This is a genomic window from Faecalibacter macacae (genome assembly GCF_003687725.1).
In the GTDB taxonomy this organism is placed as follows: domain Bacteria; phylum Bacteroidota; class Bacteroidia; order Flavobacteriales; family Weeksellaceae; genus Empedobacter; species Empedobacter macacae.
In genome coordinates this window covers 143,420-164,825 of sequence record NZ_RDOJ01000003.1, presented here as the reverse complement: position 1 = coordinate 164,825, position 21,406 = coordinate 143,420, and the positions used below count along the sequence as shown (strand labels likewise).

Below are 21,406 nucleotides of genomic sequence, written 5' to 3'. Positions count from 1 at the left end.
TATTCGCTTTATAAAATTTTACTTAGAAGTTGTTTTAAAAGCCATTAAATAAAACACAACTGAAATAATTATTGTTAAGAAAGCAGGAATTAAATATGCTAAAATAAGATTCATTTGCATGAATGAAATTGGCGCTAATTCGAACAATTTAAAGAAATGAATAAAACATAAAATAATCGTTATTCCAATTGAGATATTCCAGTTTAATCGTTTTTTATATGCGATAAAAAACAAAATAAAATAATTAATCGCTATACCAATAAATCCTAAAATAATTTTTGCATGAACTAATCTTTGTAATTTATTTGAGATACCAAATTTATCCGTTTTATCCGCGTAATAAGAAAAAGTTTCTTTTCCCATAGAAGCTATTAAATCCAATAGATCTAACTCGATAAAAATGAAAAATTGTTTTATTCCAAGCATGAATAATAATCCTGCAAGAAATTGAAAAAGTATATTTTTATAGCTCTTCATTCAATAGTGTATAAAATCGTGAAATATCTGATTCTTGATCTAAGTTAGTTCCATTTTCTAAATGGTTATATAATTCCTCTACCATTACCGGAGCCAACATTGTACCTCTCGTTCCCATACCATTTAAACAAACTAAATTTTTATATTTTGGATGCGTTCCAATAATTGGACGACGATCTGAAACTGTTGGACGAATAGATGCTTTTTGATCGATAACCTCTATTTCATCAGACAAAAATTGATTTAAACCATTTACTAAATTTTCTTTTGCTGCTACTGTCGTTTCATAATTTACATTGTCGCGATCGTAAGTAGCACCAACAAAATATTCTTTATCGCCCAAAGGCATTAAAAATTCTTTTGCTTTGACTACAGCTTCTGGCAAATTAGCTTCAGTTTTAACACGTAAAACTTCGCCTTTAACACCTATAATAGGTAATTGATTAAACCATGGATTTTGTTTGATATGAAAACCTTCAGCAAAAATAATTTTCTTCGCTTCAATGTCTTTATAAATCACTTTATCCTCCAAAATTTGTAAAGTTTGATAATCGAATGATTCATCTAAACATAATTCATTTTCGATTAAATAATCTTTAAAATCTGGTAATAAATTTGTTAAATCTACACGACCCGTTTGTTCAACTTCCCCAGTACCTAAAGGCTGTTTGATATTATTATATTGATCTAATTGTGTAAAATCTTTCGATAAAAAATCTTTTAAATCTTCACGATCAGATTTTTTCAACCAAGTTTTCTTTTCGTTTTCATCATTAAAGATTCTAAAAACAGGAAACTCGTATAAATATTTTTGGTTTAATAATTGTTCAAAAGAAGTAAATACTTTCTTCAATAATTGTATTTGGTAAGTAGCATTCCAAACGATAGCAAATCGTTTTAAAACAACAGGATTATAAATTCCGGCCGCAATTGCTGAAGCTTTATGTGCATTATCGTCGATGACGACAAATGATTTATTATTTTTTAATAATTGAAGTGCCATACAGCTGCCTGCAACACCTTGCCCAACGATAATATAATCTACAGTTTTCAAGAAATTCTATTTAAGATTACAAAGTTAAGAAAGTAAAATCGACTAAAAACAACTTAAGTTAATTAACACTCATTATGATTTACGTATTTTACTGTTTATCTATTTTTCTGATCATTTCAGTATTAGTTCCTTTTATCAAAAGCGATCATTGGACCGTTCGAGTTTTTGATTACCCCAGATTTCAGAAACTTGTATTAATTTTTATTTCTTTCACTATTTGGTTATTTATTGAAGATAAAACCATTTATGATGATATAATTCTAGGCTTATTAGGTATCTGTACCATTTATTTAGCTTGGGTAATTATTCCATATACTCCTTTAGGTAAAAAGATGATTGATCAAGTTGAATTAAAAGAGAATGAACTCCCATTCAATTTATTAGTAGCAAACGTTTATCAAGAAAACGATCATTACCAAAAATTAGTTGATCTTATCAATAAAACAAATCCAGATATTGTCTTTTTACTTGAAACCAACAAAGCTTGGATGGAAAATATTAGAGAGGCTACTAATCAATTTGAATATAAAATTGAAGTTCCTCTTGAAAACACGTATGGATTATTGTTTTATTCTAAACTTCCAATCGAATATCAAGAAGTAAATTATTTAATCAGTACTGAAATTCCTTCAATTATTGTTGATATTAAATACAAAAACCAAACTATAAGATTATATGGTTTACATCCTACACCACCAGTTCCACAAGAAAATGAAGAAAGTACCGAACGCGATGCTGAAATATTAATGATAGGAAAAGCAGCAAAAGATTACGGAAAAGCTTGTATAGTTTTTGGAGATATGAATGATGTTGCTTGGAGTAGAACAACACGATTATTTTTGAAAACTTCGCAAATGTTAGATCCACGTCGTGGTCGTGGAATGTATAATACTTTTCATGTAAAACATTGGTTTTTGCGTTGGCCTTTGGATCATTATTTTTTAAGTTCTCAATTTAGATTAATTGATATGAAAATTGAAGATTCTATAGATTCAGATCATTTTCCTATTTCGATTTCTGTTGTTTTAAGAAATGATGATACTTCTGGTGAAATGAAATTAGATACAGAAGAAAAACAAGAGCTGAAAGAGAAGATTGAAGATGGTATTGAAAAAGGAGATGCCAATTAAAATTATAAACATTAAAAAACCTGCTCAGAAACTGAGCAGGTTTTTATTTTATGAATAAAGTATCTAATTAGTAGTTCCACATATCAGACTCTTGTTGAATAATAGAGTTTCTGATTCTGTTGTGTTCTTCTAATTGTGCTTTTGCATCTTCTGGAATATATTCGTTAATTGACTTAACCCCTACATTCGTTTGAGCTTTATAAATGATAGAAGAAAATCTTCTTGCATTTAAAACTTCGTCGTAAGTAATACTTGAAGTTGAGTTCTTAGGATTGAAGATGGTAAAGTTAGATAACTCTTTACGAGCATCTGGATACCAAATCCAGAATAATGGAAACATTTCATTATTTTCAATTCCGGCCATACGAGCTTGAGTCGTTTGTGCTTGGATATCTTTAGATAATAATGCTAATCCTAATAAACGATATTTCAACTCACCTAAACGACGATCAATGTACCATAATCCTTTTACTTGAATCATACGAACATCTTCGTTGTGTAATTGGTGTTTTAAAATTCCCTCACCCTCAGCTGGAGTTTCACCATTAGCTGCTAAATCATCTAAAAATGCTTGATCTACTTCTACAAATTCTAATTTACTTAAAATTTGATCATAGTCTAATTTTTGAGTGAATTCATCTGTTGCATAAACTTCTTTTATACGTCCAGATTTCATTCCATCCATTAACACTTCATAAAGTGATTTTGAATTCTGAATGATTTCATCACCTTTTTTAGAATATGGTTGATTCAATCTCTCATTTAAATCTATTGTTTCCCAAACAACTTTAGACCAAATGATATCTTTATCTTCAATAAAACCATAAGACAATGGCTCTACTTCTGTACTGATAGAATCACCTGCTTCGTTAACAACTAACTTATTAGCTCGTTGCTCTCTTAATTCCTCTGGTGACTTAGCATTTAACACATTTTGTGCTAATGCAGCTGTAGACATTAAGAATGATAATCCAACTAAAAGATACTTCATATTTCTTTAATTATTTTATAATACTTCGATAGATACAATAGAAGCGTCTCCTGACTGTCCTAAAGAAGATTTGTATTTAATGTTGATGATTGAGATGTTATCTCCACGTTTCGCTTTAGAGATAGAAGAAGCTCCACCTAAGCTGTTTCCATTAACACGTTCAATCGGGCTTCCAGGAACTTTGATGCTGAAAGATTCAACTTCACCTTTAACAGGGAATAAGAAATCTGGCCAGTCAACACGTACTCTTTGGCTTGCTAAAGAAGCTTGAGGTACTCCTGCGTGTGTTTTACCCATAACAACACCACGTGCTGGTGGTAATGGTTTAACACGGAATGTTTCACGAACAGTTAAAGTTTTTCCTGAAGAAGCTTTAGCTGTAGCTGTAAATACAACTTCGTTTCCTGATCCTGGCATGTGGTTCCATTTATTAGCACCTGCTCCAGATAATGATCCTGCTGATGCAGTCATAGAAACTGGTCCATTTGCTCCGTTAATAGTAGCAGAAACTGGATTTTCTACACCACGGTAAACAACTCTTAAGTTATCAGCAACGATAGAACCTCCCGTTGGATCTTTCTCGATAATTTCAGCCGCTTTCACGTCTAAAGTTTGAGCAACAACTTGGTAAGTTGAAGGTATGATCGGAACAGATTTAGTTTCACCTGATGCAGTCTTGTAAGTTAAATTACCTGTTAACTTGTGAATTCCTACAGATCCTGTATTTAATTTAATAGCTGCTTTACCATTAACGATACTTGCGCTACCAACTGAAGTTTGAACTGATCCAGTAACACTGTTATCAAAAGCTCCTAAAACAACATTTAATACTGCTTCGTCACCAACTTTAACAATACCTGGAGATAAGAACATACCTTCGAAAGCGTTTAATTCGATCTTCTCTTTTAACTTTCCAGCTAATAAATCACGAACGATATTACCTTCTTCAGTACGAGCATCTGCTTGTAACTTCGTTAAGTTAGATAATGCAGCAACCATTGGTTGATCGTAAAATTTTTCTTGTAACCAAGATTTTTTACCTTTTCCTTGTGCTTCTGTAGAGAATACTTGATTAATTCTCTTCGTAGCATTAGCATCATCTTTAACATATGTTAATAAAAATTGACGAAATCCATCAATTTTAGAAACTAACTCCTGCGCATTAGCATTTCCATTATCACCACCTTCTCCTTTGAATAATAAAGATACAACTGGCTCTGAATTTGCTAATAAATTATAATCAGTTTCTTCAGCACCTGGCTGATAGCTTGCTCCTTTTAATTCAGTTTTTAAACTTTCGATGTAAGTAAAGAAATCGTTCGCTTGTTTTTGAACTTCTTTCGCTTTTACATCAATTGCTTTATAATCTTCCTCTTCTTGTGCTTTCTTAGAAATATTAGAATAGAAAGTATTATTATTTTCAGTAGTCAACCCTGTTGACGACTCCATTGTTAAATAAATGCTCTCAAATGATCTTAAAACTTCACGATCTACGTTTAACGCCATCATAGCGATAAATACAAGATACATTAAGTTGATCATCTTCTGGCGAGCACCTCCTCCTCCTGCCATAGTGTTTCAGTAGAATTAATTAATATTAAATTTAATAATAAAGCAATGGTTAGTTATTGTTTTTCATTGCTTGTAACATTCCACCGTAAACTTTGTTTAAAGCATTGATGTTAGCAGATAAAGCTTGCATCTCTGTTAAGAACTTCTCAGAGTGTCCAGAAGATTTTTGCATCTCCTCGATGAATTGCTTGTTTAATTCTACTTGTTTGTTAGAGTTTTCAATTTGTTGAGAATATAAAGTGTTTAATGCATTTACATTAACTGCTGCTTTAGAAATCTCATCATTGTATTGTTGTGTAGCTGCTGCTGCTGTAGTCGTTTTGTTGATTTCAGAAACTGCTGCTCCGAAATTATCTAAAGAAGAACGTAAGCTTTCAAATACTTGTTTGTCTAATTTAGCTTCAGCTAAAACTTTGTCTAATTCTTGAGTTAAAGAATTACCTGCTGCTGCAACTGCTGCTGTTTTCTTAGCAACTGGTGCACCATCTAATAATTCTGGGTAAGCTTTTTCCCACTCGTATTGACCTTGTGGTTGATCGAAGATTGCTGCGTAGAAGAAAACTAATGCTTCTGCAACTAAACCTACTGTTAATAAGACGTTACCATTTAATGGACCAATTGAGATATGTGTAATTTTAAATAAAGCACCTAAAATAACTATCCCTGCGAAAAAACTATATATAAAATTAGTTATACGTTCTTTCTTACTTGCTTGTACTGCCATGTTTATTATTGTTTTTTTTTGGTTGTGTTAAATATTATCTAGTTTTTCTATATGTTACTTTTGACCCATCAGGGAAAGGTTGTACAGTTCGGAAACCTACAAAAGAACGTGCCGAATCTTTGTGTTCTGTATCTCTAGTCGAAACCATTAACATGTAGCCAATATCTTTCCAAGATCCACCTCTTACTACCATTTTAGTTTCATTAGTAGCTGTAATAGAAGGGTTTAATGAAGAAGCCATTTGATATGATGTTCTATTATGTGGAGATAAAGTCCATTCAGCAACATTACCTGCCATGTCATATAATCCATATCCATTTGGATGGAAGGATTTTACAGGTGCTGTATACATATAACCAACTTTTTTACCTTTAGTAATTTCGATATAATCACCACGTTTTGGTTTAAAATTAGCTAAATAACAACCTCTATCATCTGTTAAGTAAGGACCTCCCCATGGGTAAGGTGCGTTTTGGATTCCTCCTCTTGCAGCGTATTCCCACTCAATTTCTGTAGGTAAACGGTAACTAATAACTTTAGCTGAAGAACTATTTCTTTTCTTCTTTCTATTTAAAGCAATGTTATGATATCTAGTTCTGAAGTCTGCAAAAGCATTTGCTTGGCTCCAATTTACTCCAACTACAGGGTAGTTTGCGTATGCTGTATGCCAAAAATAATCTTGGTGCATTGGGTCATTATAAGAGTAATTAAAATCTCTTACCCAAACTGTAGTATCTGGATATACGTTTACTTGAAATTCTTTTCTAAAATCAACCTGGAAAGTTCCACGTTTTTTAGCAGCTGCCATTTGGTCAACTACAACATAAGAGTAGTTTAACTTACGAGTGTCTATACGACGCTCTCCATTCATTCTTTCCTCTGGCGGGAAATATAAACCTTCCATAACCTCTGTATAATCTACATCTGGATATTTATACTTGTCCCATTCTAATTTAATATCCCAATTTAATTTACGACCATCCATTGTATTTCCATCACGACCAGTGTTGGCTTGTTGAATGTATTCGTCATATGGAGTACCTTCTCCATCTGCTGATCCTGAAACATAAGAATAAGCACCTATTCCTGAGTCAGAACCTCCTGGATTCATTGGGTCAAATCCTAATTCTTCTGCTTTAACAGCTAAAGATGTTCTAGCGATAGAATCTTTTACATAATTTACAAATATTTGATACTCAGAATTTGTAATTTCCGTATCATCCATAAAGAAACCAGCAACCGAAACTGTTTTCACAGGCGCATCATTGTTTTGTGTAAAGTCATAATCACTTTGACCTAACACAAATGATCCTCCAGGAATTGGAACCATTCCTTTTGGACGAGCTGGAGTCCAAGCAGTTGATGATTTCGAGGTGATCTGTCCATCATGTTTATTACTACTTCCTCCATTCTTTAACATTTTACATGAAGTAAATGAAAGAGACAGTAATAAAGTACTTACCAAAATTCTATTCATTCTGTTATAGATTTATTTTATACAGGGTTGTAAAACTATTATTTTATTTAAAAATATACAAATTAAAATAAGCAAACTAACTGCATTTTAAAACATTAACAATCAATATTTTAAAAACAGCTAATAAAACTTTTTAAAGTGCTTCCACCATTTATTTGGAATTTCTCCTTCTAATGCCATTTTGTAATCCTTATTGGAACATGGTATTATTTGTATTTTTTTATCCTCTTCTTTCTCTTTTATCTCAATCCACCATTGATCTGTATAAAGATTATGATAGAAAACAAATTCTTGAATATCAGAAGGAACAAAAAATTTCTCAAAATATTGTGTATCGTCAAAACTTTTTATTTCAGTTCGATGATTTCTACCATCTAACAAATACCAAATAATTTGACTGAACAATAAATGATCGCTTATCTTATACATCTCATAATAATTAGAAATGTAAACTGATGATAAAACGTTGCTTGAACCAATATATTTTGCTACACCACAGATTTCTCTTGAATTAAATCCATTTGGACTTAAATTTTGTGTAGATGAGAAATAATTCGCCTCGATTGATGATAAATCAATTACACCGGCATTTGCCTCTCGTACATTATGTTCTATTTCTTTTATATCCTTATTTATTTCCCCTAACCTAACAGCTTCAAAATTTAATTGACCTATTAAATCCAATTCTTCTTGGGCAACAAAATAGGTTTGATAACCTAAATTTGTAAAATCAAGCAAATTTAAAGGTTCTGAAGCAATTATTTTAGTTAAATAATTATCATTATTTGCTTGCAAAATTTCGTTTCCTAAACGTAACTTTTCATCAACAGATATAAAATTGATATTTTTTTCGACCTCATCGTAGGCTCTATATTGATAGAATGCCATACTAGGACTTCCGCCCAAAATTACAACAAAGTATCGTTCTTTTAGCAAATAAGTTAAAACCTTTGTTAAAATTTCTCCAGTTGTCGTTTTATTTTGATCTGGAATTAAGTCTCCAAAATCATAAATAGGTAAAACCCAATTCCCTTTTTTTAGTTCGTACAACGCTCTACGAACCAAATCAAAATCCAAATCTTCTAATTCATCTGTATTTTTAGATCTTGTTTCTTGAATTCCAATTATCGCAATTTTATCTACATTTTTAGAAACATCACTTAAAACTTCTTTTTCAAAATTTAAAGTAGCCCCTAAACAAAAAGAATTACAAGACTTAGCAAAGTCTTGTAATTCTTTTGAAACAGGTTTTAAATAATCTGTAAACATTATTTTTTCTTCGTCGATTTTTTAGTCGTTGTCGAAGCTTTTTTAGTTGTTGTTGCTTTTTTAGCAGCTGTTTTCTTCACAGGTGTATGTTCTGCAATTATTTTTTCAACTTCTTCTAAAGTGATTGCTTCTGTATTTGTTTCTTTTGATAACTCAACTTTAATCTTACCTTTAATTAAATTATAACGTCCCCAACGTGCTTTTTCTAAACGAATTTCCTGTTCAGGCCACTCGCGTACAACACGTTCAGATTCTTTACGTTTTTTATCCTCAATTAATTCGATAATATCAGCTTGAGATAAATTATCAAAATCGTATTTTTTTGAAACATTAATAAACCATTCGCTCCATTTGATAAATGGTCCGAAACGTCCTTTTCCTTTTGTTACATCAAAACCTTCGTACTGAGCAATAGGTGCATCAGCTTGTAATTTCTCTTCAACTAATTCAATAGCTTTTTCAAATGAAATATCTACCGGATCGATATCTTTAGGAATTGAAACATATTTGTCATCAAATTTAACATATGGCCCAAAACGTCCATTATTTACTTCAATCTCGAATCCTTTGTATTCTCCTAACGTTTTTGGTAACTCAAATAATTTTAATGCTTCTTCTAACGTAATGTTATGAATCGATTGATGCTTTTGTAAACTTGCATATTTTTTATCTTCATCATCAGCATTTCCGATTTGAATCATTGGTCCATAACGACCAATACGCGCATGCATAACTTTGCCGGTTGTTGGATCGATACCGATTTCTCTTTCACCAGAAGCACGTTCTGCATTTTCTTGTACATCTTCTACAGTTGCGTGGAAATCTTGATAAAATTCATCAATCATTTTAGTCCATTCAACCTTACCTTCAGCAATCTCATCAAAATTAGATTCTACACGAGCTGTAAAATCATAATCCATGATATTTTGGAAATAATCTACTAAGAAATCATTTACAACAATACCAATATCTGTAGGCATTAATTTACGACGATCAGCTCCATAAATTTCAGTAGCAACTGCAGTTTCTACTTTATTATTAACTAATTCTAACGTATGATATTCACGTTTTTGACCTTCTAATTCTCCAACCTCAACATAACCTCTGTTTTGAATTGTAGAAATAGTTGGTGCATATGTAGATGGACGTCCAATACCTAATTCCTCTAATTTCTTAACTAAAGAAGCCTCTGTATAACGAGCTGCTGCTTTAGTAAAACGTTCAGTACCGTTGATTGATTTCGTGTTTAAAACTTCACCAACGTTCACCTTCGGTAATAAAACTTTATCATCATCAGCATCTTCATCATCATGAGATTCTTGATAAACTTTTAAGAAGCCATCAAAAACAATAACTTCTCCTTTTGCTTGGAAAATAAATTGATTGTTTTGATTTTCAATATCAATAATTGTACGCTCTAATTCAGCATTTGCCATTTGTGAAGCTACTGTTCTTTTCCAAATCAATTCGTATAAACGACGCATTGAATCGTCTGTATTAACCGATTGATTTTCGAAGTGAGTTGGACGAATAGCTTCGTGCGCTTCTTGAGCAGATGAATTTTTGTTTTTGTATTTTCTTACTTCAACATATTTGTTTCCGTACTCAGACTCAACAGTTGATTGAATTGCAGCTAATGCATCATCAGATAGGTTAACACTATCCGTTCTCATGTAAGTAATATGTCCTTGCTCGTATAATTGTTGAGCAACACGCATTGTACGAGAAACTGAAAAACCTAATTTACGAGAAGCTTCTTGTTGTAAAGTAGAAGTTGTAAATGGTGCTGATGGTGTACGTTTTGCTGGTTTTTTCTGTAAATCTTTTACCGAAAATTCTGCATTGATACATGTATTTAAGAATTTTTCAGCATCAGCTAATGTTGAAAATTCTTTAGTTAAAATTGCTTTTAATTGTTTCTTTTCAGAAGTTGAGAAAACAGCTACAAAACGATAAGAAGATGTTGGTTTAAAATTTTGAATTTCTTTTTCACGTTCTACAATTAATCGTACAGATACAGATTGTACACGTCCTGCAGATAATCCTGGCTTTACTTTTTTCCAAAGAATTGGAGACATTTCAAAACCTACTAAACGATCTAAGATACGACGAGCTTGTTGCGCATCAACTAAATTTATATCAATTTGGCGTGGATTATCAACCGCACGCTGAATTGCTTTTTTAGTAATCTCATTAAAAACAATACGTTTCGTATCTTTCTTCTCTAAATCTAAAACATTAAACAAGTGCCAAGAAATAGCTTCTCCCTCCCGGTCCTCATCGGATGCTAACCAAATAGTATCTGCTTTGCTTGATAATTTTTTTAATTTCTGAACGACATCTTGTTTATCTGGAGTTACCTCATAAACAGGTTTATAATCATTCTCAATCTCTATCCCCATTCCTTTTTTAGGTAGGTCAACAACATGACCAAAACTTGATTCCACAATGAAATCATTTCCTAAAAAACCTTGGATAGTTTTTGCTTTCGCAGGGGACTCAACAATTACGAGATTCTTTGACATATGATATGCTTAAATTTTTTGCAAAATTATAAACAAAAAAACGAAGCAGCCAAAAATCATTTGAAACTACTTCGTTTTTTTATTCTTTTTTTTATTTCATGTATGGATTATCCTTGTAAATATCTGTTCCTATTTCATCAATTTCAGATGTTTCGCCTGGAAAACCTATAACATGTTTATATAATGAATAAATTAATATAAATGTAAATGGCATAGCTGCAATAATCCCAACACAACAAAGTAAAAAACCTCCTATTATAATACCTACCATTGCTAATAAAGCAACCGCAAATGTTCCAAAGTCTTTAGATACCACTTTATAACTATAAGTTATTGCTTCTTTTACATTCGCATCAGCAAAAATAACTAATGGAATAGATAAAATTAAAAAGATATAAACCAAAATACCTGGGATAATACACAAAACAAATCCAATAGCCGCGATAACATTTACCGCCATCGTTAACAAGAATAATGTTAAGAATTTTCCATCTCTATAATGAACAAAAAGATCAGAAAAATCTACATTTTGATGTGTATCATATTTTCTAGCCATTGTAAATACACTATATAATATAGGATATAATGCAGACTGAGTTAAATAATTAATTATAGATGGTAAATAATTTGGGTTTTCATTTGCTTCCAAAATTAATTCGTTCATCAAATCTTCATCACCTGATTGAATCACTTCCATCAAACTTACCATATCAACTGGATTTCCAGGTATCAACATACCTACAAATGCAGATAAAATAAACGAAGCAATAAGATAAACAACAAAAGCTAAGATTGAAAATCCTGCAATTCCTTTAAATATATTCGAGGCATCATCAAATGCAGTTCCGAATCTTGCTTTGTAACCATTATTTATTAATCCTTGGATTATATTTTCTTCATTATGTTTCATAATTATTAATTTCAGATTTTTATATAATTAGCTAAATCTACAAAATTGTTAATAAAATGCAAAAGAAAAATTTACTGCCAATATGTCACCATGTTTTTGTACTTTTGCCGAATCAATGAATTAGAAGATAATGCATACAGAAGAAAAACATATAGACGAAACTAGACAAGGTGAAGCATTGATTACTTTACCTACGGGAAATGCAACTAAAAAATTATTCTTAGAATCATACGGTTGTCAAATGAATTTCTCTGATAGTGAAATCGTTGCCTCTATTTTAAGTCAAGAAGGATATCAAACTACTCAAAAAGTCGATGAAGCTGATTTAATATTATTAAATACTTGTTCTATTCGTGAAAAAGCAGAACAAACTGTTCGTAAACGTTTAGGAACTTTAAACGCAATCAAAAAACAACGTCCATCTATGAAGATTGGAGTTTTAGGTTGTATGGCTGAACGTTTAAAACATAAATTTTTAGAAGAAGAGCACTTAGTAGATATCGTAGTTGGACCAGATGCATACCGTGATTTACCAAACTTATTAAATGAAGTTGAAGATGGTCGTGATGCAATCAATGTACAATTATCTAAAGAAGAAACGTATGCTGAAATTTCCCCTGTACGTTTAGGCGGAAATGGAGTTACCGCTTTCGTAACAATCACTCGTGGTTGTGATAATATGTGTACTTTCTGTGTTGTACCTTTTACGCGTGGACGTGAGCGTTCTCGTGATCCTCATTCAATTATTAATGAGTGTAAAGAATTAGCAGAAGCTGGTTACAAAGAAATTACTTTATTAGGTCAGAATGTCGATTCATACTTATGGTATGGTGGAGGACCAAAAAAAGATTTTAAAAACGCTTCTGAAATTCAAAAAGCAACTGCAGTTGATTTCGCACAATTATTAGATATGGTTGCGACTCAATTCCCAGGTGTTCGTTTACGTTTCTCAACTTCAAATCCACAAGATATGGAAGAGAACGTATTATTAATGATGGCGAAACACAAAAACATTTGTAAATACATTCACTTACCTGTTCAATCAGGATCTACAACTGTTTTAGAGCGTATGAACCGTCAACACACACGTGAAGAATACTTCGAATTAATTGATAAAATTCGTAAAATCGTTCCAGATTGTGCCTTATCTCACGATATGATTGCAGGTTTCTGTGGTGAAACTGAAGAAGAACATAAAGATACTTTATCGTTAATGGAATACGTACAGTACGATTTCGGATATATGTTTGCTTACTCTGAGCGTCCTGGAACTCCAGCTCACAAGAAAATGCCAGATGATGTTCCTAACGAAGATAAAAAACGTCGTTTACAAGAAATTATCGAAATGCAACAAAAACACTCTGCAATTCGTATGAATTCTTACGTAGGAAAAGTTCACGAAGTTTTAATTGAAGGAAACTCTAAACGTGACGAAAATTTCTGGTACGGACGTAACTCTCAAAATGCAGTTTTAGTTTTCCCTAAAGTAGAAGGAACTAAAGTTGGAGATTTCGTAAATGTAAAAGCTAATTCTTGTACAACTGCTACATTAATTGGTGAAATGGTAGCTGAGTAATTATTAAATTTTAAGTCTGAACAAAATTCAGATTACAATTTTTTCTAACTCAAAACTTATACTATGGATTCTTTACAAACCATCAAACAACGATTTGGAATAATCGGAAATAATATCAACTTGAATCGTGCTTTAGAAAAGGCGATTCAGGTTGCTCCTACTGATATATCAGTTTTAGTGATTGGTGAAAGTGGTGTTGGAAAAGAATTTATTCCAAAAATCATTCACAACCAATCGCATCGTAAACACAATTCTTACATTGCTGTTAACTGTGGTGCTATCCCTGAAGGTACAATCGATTCTGAATTATTCGGACATGAAAAAGGTGCTTTTACAGGAGCTACACAAACGCGTAAAGGTTATTTTGAAGTAGCAGATGGCGGAACTATCTTCTTAGATGAAGTTGGTGAATTGCCATTATCTACACAAGTGCGTTTATTACGTATTTTAGAATCTGGAGAATTTATGAAAGTAGGTTCTTCTGATTTACAAAAAACCAATGTACGTGTTGTAGCTGCAACTAATGTAAAACTGAAAGAAGCTGTAGAAAAAGGTAAATTCCGTGAGGATTTATATTATCGTTTAAATACAGTTCAAATAGATTTAGTTCCATTACGCGAGCGTAAGGAAGATATCAATTTATTATTCAGAAAATTTGCTTCAGATTTCGCTGCTAAATACAGAATGCCTCATATCGAGCTTTCGCCAGAAGCTGCAAATTATGTAGCAAATTATCCATGGCCAGGAAATATTCGTCAGCTTAGAAATTTTGCTGAACAAGTTTCGGTTGTGGAAAAAGAGCGTGTTATTTCAATAGAAAAAATCATGCAATTATTACCTTTAAATAATATGATGCCTACAGTTACTAAAACTACTGAAGGAGGAAAATCTGATTTTATGGAAAGAGAACTACTTTTTAAAGTTCTTTTAGACATGAAAAAAGATTTGAATGATTTACGCGCACTTACACTGGATTTAATTAAGAATAAAGATGTTGATGATTTTAATGGAAACACACAAGAATTAATTCAACGTGTGTATCGTGAAAAATCTGACACTGAAGAAACTACTTTACCAAGTGTAAATATTTATCATCCAGAGCAAAATCAAAGTAATTATGTACAACCTACATACGATTATTCTGATGATATTTATGATGTTAGCCCAATCGAAGAGCCAGAATCACTTTCATTACAAGAAAATGAAAGAGAAATGATTAAATTAGCTTTAGAAAAACATCGTGGTAAACGTAAACTTGCTGCAGATGAATTAGGTATATCTGAAAGAACATTATACCGAAAAATTAAACAATATCATTTATAACTATGCGTTATTTAACTTATTTAATCGTTTCGATTTTTACACTTTTCACATTTAGTGGATGCGGATCTATTTCGGGAGGATATTCTTTATCAGGATCTTCTATTTTACCAGAATGGAAGACCATGTATATTGCACAATTTCCTAATTATGCACCGCTACAAAATCCAAGTTTAAGCCAAGAATTGACTTTGACTTTGCAAGATGTGTTTAGAAATCGTACGAAATTAAATATGACAAATACAGAAGATGCAGATCTTATTGTAGAAGGGGAAATTACTGGTTATGATGTTGCACCGATGCAAATTCAGAGCAATGATATCGCTGCCGAAAATAGATTAACAATCTCTGTAAAAGTTAGATATATTAATAACGTAGACGAAACTAAAAGTTTTGATAGAACTTTTACTGCATACGAAAACTTCCCTGGTTCAGCGATGTTATCGGATGTAGAATCGACTATTGTTCCTAATATTATTAATATTATTCGTGACCAAGTTTTTGCAGCAATTGCAATGGATTGGTAAAAAAAATAATTTATATTTGAGCATGGCTAGAATAGAATATCTTATTAATAATCCTAAAGAGGTTTCAACTGATGACCTTGATTTATTAAACACTGAAATTGAAAAATATCCATATTTCTATTCTTTACGTGCTTTAAAATTACTTGCTCTTAAAAATGGTAATGATTCTTCATATGAAGAGAATTTACAAATTACAGCAGTATTAAGCAGTAATAGAAAAGATTTATATAATTACATTAACAATATCACTATTGATAAACATGTAATTACTGGAGAATCTATTGTTGATAATTCTATACAGCAAGTAATTATTGAAGAGCCGGTTTCTAATTTTCAAGAAGAGATTATTGAAGAAGAAATAATTGAAGATTCTTTCGAAAATCAAGATATAATTTCTGAAATTGAATCATCTACTGAAGTTGAAAATCAAGAAGAGAATATTGAAGAAGATATAATTGAAGATTCTTTCGAAAATCAAGATGTAATCTCTGAAATTGAATCATCTACTGAAGTTGAAACTCAAGAAGAGATTATTGAAGAAGAAGTAATTGAAGATTCTTTTGAAAATCAAGATGTAATCTCTGAAATTGAATCATCTACTGAAGTGGAAACTCAAGAAGAGATTATTGAAGAAGAAGTAATTGAAGATTCTTTTGAAAATCAAGATGTAATCTCTGAAATTGAATCATCTACTGAAGTTGAAAATCAAGAAGAGAATATTGAAGAAGATGTAATTGAAGATTCTTTCGAAAATCAAGATGTAATCTCTGAAATTGAATCATCTACTGAAGTTGAAACTCAAGAAGAGATTATTGAAGAAGAAGTAATTGAAGATTCTTTTGAAAATCAAGATGTAATCTCTGAAATTGAATTAACTACCGAAGTTGAAACTCAAGAAGAGATTATTGAGGAAGTTGTAATTGAAAACACTTTTGAAAATCAAGATGTAATTTCTGAAATTGAATCAACAACTGAAGTTGAAAATCAAAATGAGATTATTGAAGAAGATGTAATTGAAGATTCTTTTGAAAATCAAGATGTAATTTCTGAAATCGAATCTACTACCGAAGTTGAAAATCAAGAAGAGAATATTGAAGAAGTTGTAATTGAAAACACTTTTGAAAATCAAGATGTAATTTCTGAAATTGAATCAAATAATGAAGTGGAAACTAAAGAAGAGATTATTGAGGATGTTGTAATTGAAGACACTTTTGAAAATCAAGATGTAATTTCTGAAATTGAATCAAATAATGAAGTGGAAACTAAAGAAGAGATTATTGAGGATGTTGTAATTGAAGACACAGCAAACTTTGAAGCTTCAATTGAAAATTCTTTACAAATTGCTGAACATTTTTTACAAAAAGATAACGAAATTTCGAATGCTGTTTCTGAAACTTTAGATATTAATAATTTTGTTGAAAAAGATCAAAAGATTGAACAAATTAGTTTAATTAATCGTGCTTTTACAAATGATATCGAAGTTAATAAAATTTCTAAACCGGTATCTAACATCAATTCTTTTGAGGTTAAAAATACTTATGACGTAGTAAAAGGTGCTCCTGTAGCTACAATAAAAGAAGATATTATTATTAACGAAGTAATTGAAGAAATTATCGAAACTGAAGAAATTATTTCTGAAATTGAAGCTTCTGTTGAAATTCAAGATGAAAAAATTGAAGAAATTTTGACAGAAAATGTTATTGATTCAGAAAATACATCTTCAAATAATATTGATGATTTTCAAATTACTGAAGAAATACAAACAACAAAAACACCACCTATACCTACTGAAGAAACTATTGAAATTGTTGAAAAATCAATTGAGCTTTCTGAAACTGATAAATCAGTAGAAGAATCCGTAAGTAAAGTTGATTTTATTCAAACAAATGATTCCTTTTCATTTAATGATTGGTTAAAATTACCTTCAGCAGATACAATGGAGACAGAAAAAGAACAGAAATATCAAATTATTGACGAATTTTTAGAGAAAAATCCTAAAATTACACCATTAAAAAAGCAAGAAATTCCAGAATCAAAAACTGAGACAAAAAAGTCTAATGAAACTGATTTTTCTTATTTAATGACAGAAACTTTGGCTCAAGTTTATATTGATCAAAAACAATATGAGAAAGCAATAAAAGCTTATAAGATATTAAGTTTGAAATATCCAGAAAAAAATAGTTTATTTGCAAATCAAATTAAAGAAATAGAAAATTTAAAAAACTCTAAATAAAAAAATGGGAACATTTCAATTTTTCATGGTTATCATCATGATCCTATGTGTTTTACTATCATTAGTTATTTTATCACAGAATCCTAAGGGAGGAGGTTTATCTTCATCTTTTGGTGGAGGCGGAGGAAGCCAAATGTTTGGAGTACAACGTACAAATAACTTCTTAGATCGCACTACCTGGGGATTATTTTTTGCAGTTATCTTCTTAGTTATTGGAGCTAATGTAATGCAAGATAATCCAAATGCTATAAAATTACCAGCTAAAAAAGCAGTAGAAATTCCTACAGGTAATACTACAGTACCTACAGGTAATACAACTGCACCAGTTGCGCCTGAGGCACCAGCAAAATAATAAAACATATATTATAAGTATTTAAATGCGAATTCAGTATCTCTGAATTCGCATTTTTATTACAATACTTTTAAATATATTTCATAATTTAGTTAAAACATTAAATATGAATTGCAATTTCATTTACTACTTAGTAATATTGTTCTCTTTAATTAGTTGTTCAAATCAACAAAAAATAATTTCAAAAGAAAATCTAAATATCATTAACATTACAAATAATGGAAATACTTGTAATGAAGAAGTTATAATTTATAATAACTTTAATGATTTTGATCAATTTCAAAAATCTTTAATAATACCAGGAGAAAGAAATAATCCATTACAAATTGTTGATTTTTCAAATAAAAACTTAGCTGTAATTTGTAAAGAAAATATTGAACAATACGAAATTTCAGAATTAAAAATTGCAAAAAAAAACACTTTAAAAATGACTAAAGTAAACGACGAATTTGACAATTCAATCAACTTAATCATTTTAGAAATACCTAAAGAAATTAATTATTTAACACTAGAATATTTATGAAATCAAAATTTATTATCTTATCACTACTATTAGGAAGTAGTTCCATCTTCGCTCAAAAAAATCATTGGCAAGAAATCAAAAATGCTAATTTTAAACCAACCAATTTAATTGAGAGAATTACAATACCTAAAGAGCATAAATTATTTACTTTAGATACTGAAAATTTAAAAAAGGAATTAAATCAAACATCAAACAAAGGTGCTAATCAACCTCGTTTAGTAAGTATTCCTAATGGTGATGGCCAAATTATTAAATATTTAGTTGAAGAATCTTCTATTATGGCTCCTAACCTACAAGATAAATACGATATGGTTAGATCCTATGTTGGTAAATCTCAAGACGGAAAACATTCAATAAGATTCAGTTTTTCTCCATATCATGGATTAAGTGCTATGATTTTCCAAAGCGATAAAGTATCATATATTGAAGCTTACACAGAAGATTTAAATACTTACATCTCTTATAATAGAAAAAGTGTAGAAAGTACTCATGATTTTATTTGTGATACTGAAAATATCCATCAAGAGAACATAATTAAACAAGCTATTGAAAATATACCTACAAATAGAACTGCTGTAGACGGACAATTACGAAAATATAGATTAGCTTTAGCTACAACGGTAGAGTACTCTAGATACCATTTTAATAGAGCTGGTTTAGCTGGTGGTACTGATGAAGAAAAAGTGGCAGCTGTAATGTCTGCAATTAACGTTGCGATGACTCGTGTAAACGGTATTTATGAGAAAGAATTTGGTGTTACAATGGAGTTAATTGATAACAATGATAAGCTTATTTTTATTAGAACCGATGAATATACCAATAATAGTGGTAGCGCTATGTTAGGTGAAAATCAAACAGTTATTGATAGAGAAATTGGAATTGACAACTACGATATTGGTCATGTTTTTTCTACTGGTGGGGGTGGTGTTGCTTATTTAAGAAGCCCTTGTGGATATTTAAAAGCAGGAGGAGTAACCGGATTAAGCGCGCCTATTAATGATGTTTTTTACATTGATTTTGTAGCTCACGAAATGGGACATCAATTTGGAGCTACACATACATTTAATAACTCTTGTTCTGGAAATAGATCAACAGCTACTGCAATTGAACCAGGAAGTGGAAGCACAATTATGGCTTATGCCGGTATTTGTCCTCCAAACGTCCAAAATAATAGTGATCCTTATTTTTCTACAGCAAGCGTAAACAATATCTATAGTTTTATTACATCTAATGCTGGTCAATGTTCTGTTAATACTGAAAGTGGAAATAATGAACCTGAAATTGATTTAAATAAACTTTCATATCATATACCGCATTCAACCGCATTCAAATTAGATGCTATAGCAACTGATGTCGATGGTGATAACTTAACATACAGCTGGGAACAAACAGATAACCAAACTAGTACACAAACAGCTGTTCAGCCTCCTATTTCTACAAATACTGGTGGACCTACATTTAGATCGATAATACCTACAACTGAAAGTGAAAGATATTTCCCTAACTTCCAATCAATTCTTGCTAATAAATTAACTTTAGCTACTAATCCAGCACCTTTTACTTGGGAAGTATTACCAAGTGTAGCTCGTAGATTAAACTTTTCTTTATTAGTTAGAGATAATAATCCTGTTGGTGGCCAAACTGCACGTAAAAATGTTACAATTAGTGTTAAAGAAGTTGGTCCATTTCAAGTTACCTCTCAAGAAAATTCAGAAACATGGACAGGAGGACAAGAAGCAACAATTTCTTGGGATGTAGCAGGTACAGACGCTAATAATATTAATACTACTGATGTTAAAATTATTTTATCATTAGATGGTGGTATAACTTGGGATTATACACTAGTAGAGTCTACTCCTAATAATGGAACATATACATTTATTGTACCTCATGGAATTGGAGAAACTACCAATGCTCGTTTAATGATACTACCAATAGATAATATTTACTTAGCTGTCAATAAAGTAAACTTTACTATTAATAGTCCATTATCTATAATTGAAGTAAACGATAATAATGCTATTACAATTACACCTAATCCATCAAGAGGTGAAGTTAATATTGAAACTGCAAAAAATTACTCAAACTTCATTGCATATGTGAATGATATGACTGGTAAACAAGTTTACAATTACAACACTGCTAGAGCAGATGTTAAGTCACATAAATTAAACTTATCTCACTTACCAAACGGAGTTTATATTGTTACTGTTAAAGCTGACGGTGAGCAATACTCTAAAAAATTAGTGATTAAAAAATAATTCGATTTTATTATTCGATATATAAAATGTCAGGTTGTCATAATCTGGCATTTTTTTTTGAATTAACTATTTCAAAATGTCAGAAATAAAGCAATGGCATACTTTTCGAGTTCTTAAAAAGTATACAAACATTACTTAAATATTTATAAAAAAAGAAAAGATATGTCAGAATTAAACATTAAACCATTAGCAGACAGAGTTGTTATTGAACCAGCTCCAGCAGAAACTAAAACAGCATCAGGAATTATTATTCCAGATTCAGCAAAAGAAAAACCACAAGAAGGAATCGTTGTAGCAGTTGGTAATGGTAAAGTAGATGAGCCAATGACAGTTGCTATCGGTGACAAAGTTCTTTACGGAAAATATTCAGGTACTGAATTAAAATTAGTAGGTAAAGATTACTTAATCATGCGTGAAGCTGATATTTTAGCAATCATCTAATTAAGTTGTAATAAATTTATCATTAACAAAACCAAGTACTTTGT

18 protein-coding genes are annotated in these 21,406 nt (G+C 31.0%); 9 read left to right on the top strand and 9 right to left on the bottom strand.

The genetic code is table 11. From position 1 onward, the window contains the following. Nucleotides 1-18 precede the first annotated feature (18 nt). On the bottom strand, nucleotides 19-477 hold the full coding sequence (locus tag EAH69_RS03335; protein WP_147439077.1) for a hypothetical protein: 459 nt from the start codon (nucleotides 475-477) through the stop codon (nucleotides 19-21). Further along, a complete protein-coding gene (locus EAH69_RS03330; protein WP_121933778.1) occupies nucleotides 464-1,531 on the bottom strand; it encodes an NAD(P)/FAD-dependent oxidoreductase in 1,068 nt (355 codons plus the stop codon). Before EAH69_RS03330 ends, EAH69_RS03335 begins: the two co-directional genes overlap by 14 nt. 74 nt (nucleotides 1,532-1,605) lie before the next feature. On the opposite strand from EAH69_RS03330, the gene EAH69_RS03325 reads away from it, so the two are divergent. Beyond that, nucleotides 1,606-2,661 (top strand): endonuclease/exonuclease/phosphatase family protein, encoded by a 1,056-nt coding sequence (locus EAH69_RS03325; protein WP_121933777.1) that lies wholly within the window; start codon nucleotides 1,606-1,608, stop codon nucleotides 2,659-2,661. Nucleotides 2,662-2,728: 67 nt separating this feature from the next. Here the strand turns inward: EAH69_RS03325 and porN are convergent, their stop codons facing one another. The 7 genes from porN to EAH69_RS03290 form a co-directional block, all read right to left on the bottom strand. Continuing rightward, the gene (gene porN / locus EAH69_RS03320; RefSeq protein WP_121933776.1) at nucleotides 2,729-3,652 is read right to left on the bottom strand and encodes a type IX secretion system ring subunit PorN/GldN; all 924 of its coding nucleotides are present in this window, start codon (nucleotides 3,650-3,652) and stop codon (nucleotides 2,729-2,731) included. Between the two features lie 15 nt (nucleotides 3,653-3,667). Further along, entirely contained in the window at nucleotides 3,668-5,224 is a 1,557-nt protein-coding gene (porM, locus tag EAH69_RS03315; RefSeq protein WP_121933775.1) for a type IX secretion system motor protein PorM/GldM, read from the bottom strand. Nucleotides 5,225-5,273: 49 nt separating this feature from the next. Beyond that, on the bottom strand, nucleotides 5,274-5,948 hold the full coding sequence (gene porL, locus EAH69_RS03310) for a type IX secretion system motor protein PorL/GldL (protein ID WP_121933774.1): 675 nt from the start codon (nucleotides 5,946-5,948) through the stop codon (nucleotides 5,274-5,276). Nucleotides 5,949-5,982: 34 nt separating this feature from the next. Then, nucleotides 5,983-7,425, bottom strand: a complete 1,443-nt coding sequence (porK, locus tag EAH69_RS03305) for a T9SS ring complex lipoprotein PorK/GldK (RefSeq protein WP_230466686.1) — start codon at nucleotides 7,423-7,425, stop codon at nucleotides 5,983-5,985. 120 nt (nucleotides 7,426-7,545) lie between these two features. Continuing rightward, entirely contained in the window at nucleotides 7,546-8,694 is a 1,149-nt protein-coding gene (locus tag EAH69_RS03300; protein ID WP_121933772.1) for an arginase family protein, read from the bottom strand. After that, the gene (topA, locus tag EAH69_RS03295) at nucleotides 8,694-11,219 is read right to left on the bottom strand and encodes a type I DNA topoisomerase (protein ID WP_121933771.1); all 2,526 of its coding nucleotides are present in this window, start codon (nucleotides 11,217-11,219) and stop codon (nucleotides 8,694-8,696) included. Before topA ends, EAH69_RS03300 begins: the two co-directional genes overlap by 1 nt. 91 nt (nucleotides 11,220-11,310) lie before the next feature. Next, a complete protein-coding gene (locus EAH69_RS03290; protein WP_121933770.1) occupies nucleotides 11,311-12,129 on the bottom strand; it encodes a hypothetical protein in 819 nt (272 codons plus the stop codon). A gap of 130 nt (nucleotides 12,130-12,259) precedes the next feature. On the opposite strand from EAH69_RS03290, the gene miaB reads away from it, so the two are divergent. From miaB to EAH69_RS03250, 8 genes are all read left to right on the top strand, one after another. Then, nucleotides 12,260-13,705, top strand: a complete 1,446-nt coding sequence (gene miaB, locus EAH69_RS03285) for a tRNA (N6-isopentenyl adenosine(37)-C2)-methylthiotransferase MiaB (RefSeq protein WP_121933769.1) — start codon at nucleotides 12,260-12,262, stop codon at nucleotides 13,703-13,705. Between the two features lie 63 nt (nucleotides 13,706-13,768). Next, the gene (locus tag EAH69_RS03280) at nucleotides 13,769-15,028 is read left to right on the top strand and encodes a sigma-54 interaction domain-containing protein (protein WP_121933768.1); all 1,260 of its coding nucleotides are present in this window, start codon (nucleotides 13,769-13,771) and stop codon (nucleotides 15,026-15,028) included. Nucleotides 15,029-15,030: 2 nt separating this feature from the next. Then, nucleotides 15,031-15,552, top strand: a complete 522-nt coding sequence (locus EAH69_RS03275; RefSeq protein WP_121933767.1) for an LptE family protein — start codon at nucleotides 15,031-15,033, stop codon at nucleotides 15,550-15,552. A 22-nt stretch (nucleotides 15,553-15,574) separates the two neighbouring features. Next, on the top strand, nucleotides 15,575-17,785 hold the full coding sequence (locus tag EAH69_RS03270) for a hypothetical protein (RefSeq protein ID WP_147439076.1): 2,211 nt from the start codon (nucleotides 15,575-15,577) through the stop codon (nucleotides 17,783-17,785). A 4-nt stretch (nucleotides 17,786-17,789) separates the two neighbouring features. Then, the gene (gene secG, locus EAH69_RS03265; protein ID WP_121933765.1) at nucleotides 17,790-18,137 is read left to right on the top strand and encodes a preprotein translocase subunit SecG; all 348 of its coding nucleotides are present in this window, start codon (nucleotides 17,790-17,792) and stop codon (nucleotides 18,135-18,137) included. 106 nt (nucleotides 18,138-18,243) lie between these two features. Continuing rightward, the gene (locus tag EAH69_RS03260) at nucleotides 18,244-18,660 is read left to right on the top strand and encodes a lipocalin/fatty-acid binding family protein (RefSeq protein WP_147439075.1); all 417 of its coding nucleotides are present in this window, start codon (nucleotides 18,244-18,246) and stop codon (nucleotides 18,658-18,660) included. Then, nucleotides 18,657-20,921, top strand: coding sequence for a reprolysin-like metallopeptidase (locus EAH69_RS03255; protein WP_121933763.1), 2,265 nt, complete (start codon nucleotides 18,657-18,659; stop codon nucleotides 20,919-20,921). The genes EAH69_RS03260 and EAH69_RS03255 overlap by 4 nt, the downstream gene beginning before the upstream one ends. 162 nt (nucleotides 20,922-21,083) lie before the next feature. Further along, on the top strand, nucleotides 21,084-21,362 hold the full coding sequence (locus EAH69_RS03250) for a co-chaperone GroES (protein WP_121933762.1): 279 nt from the start codon (nucleotides 21,084-21,086) through the stop codon (nucleotides 21,360-21,362). Nucleotides 21,363-21,406 lie beyond the last annotated feature (44 nt).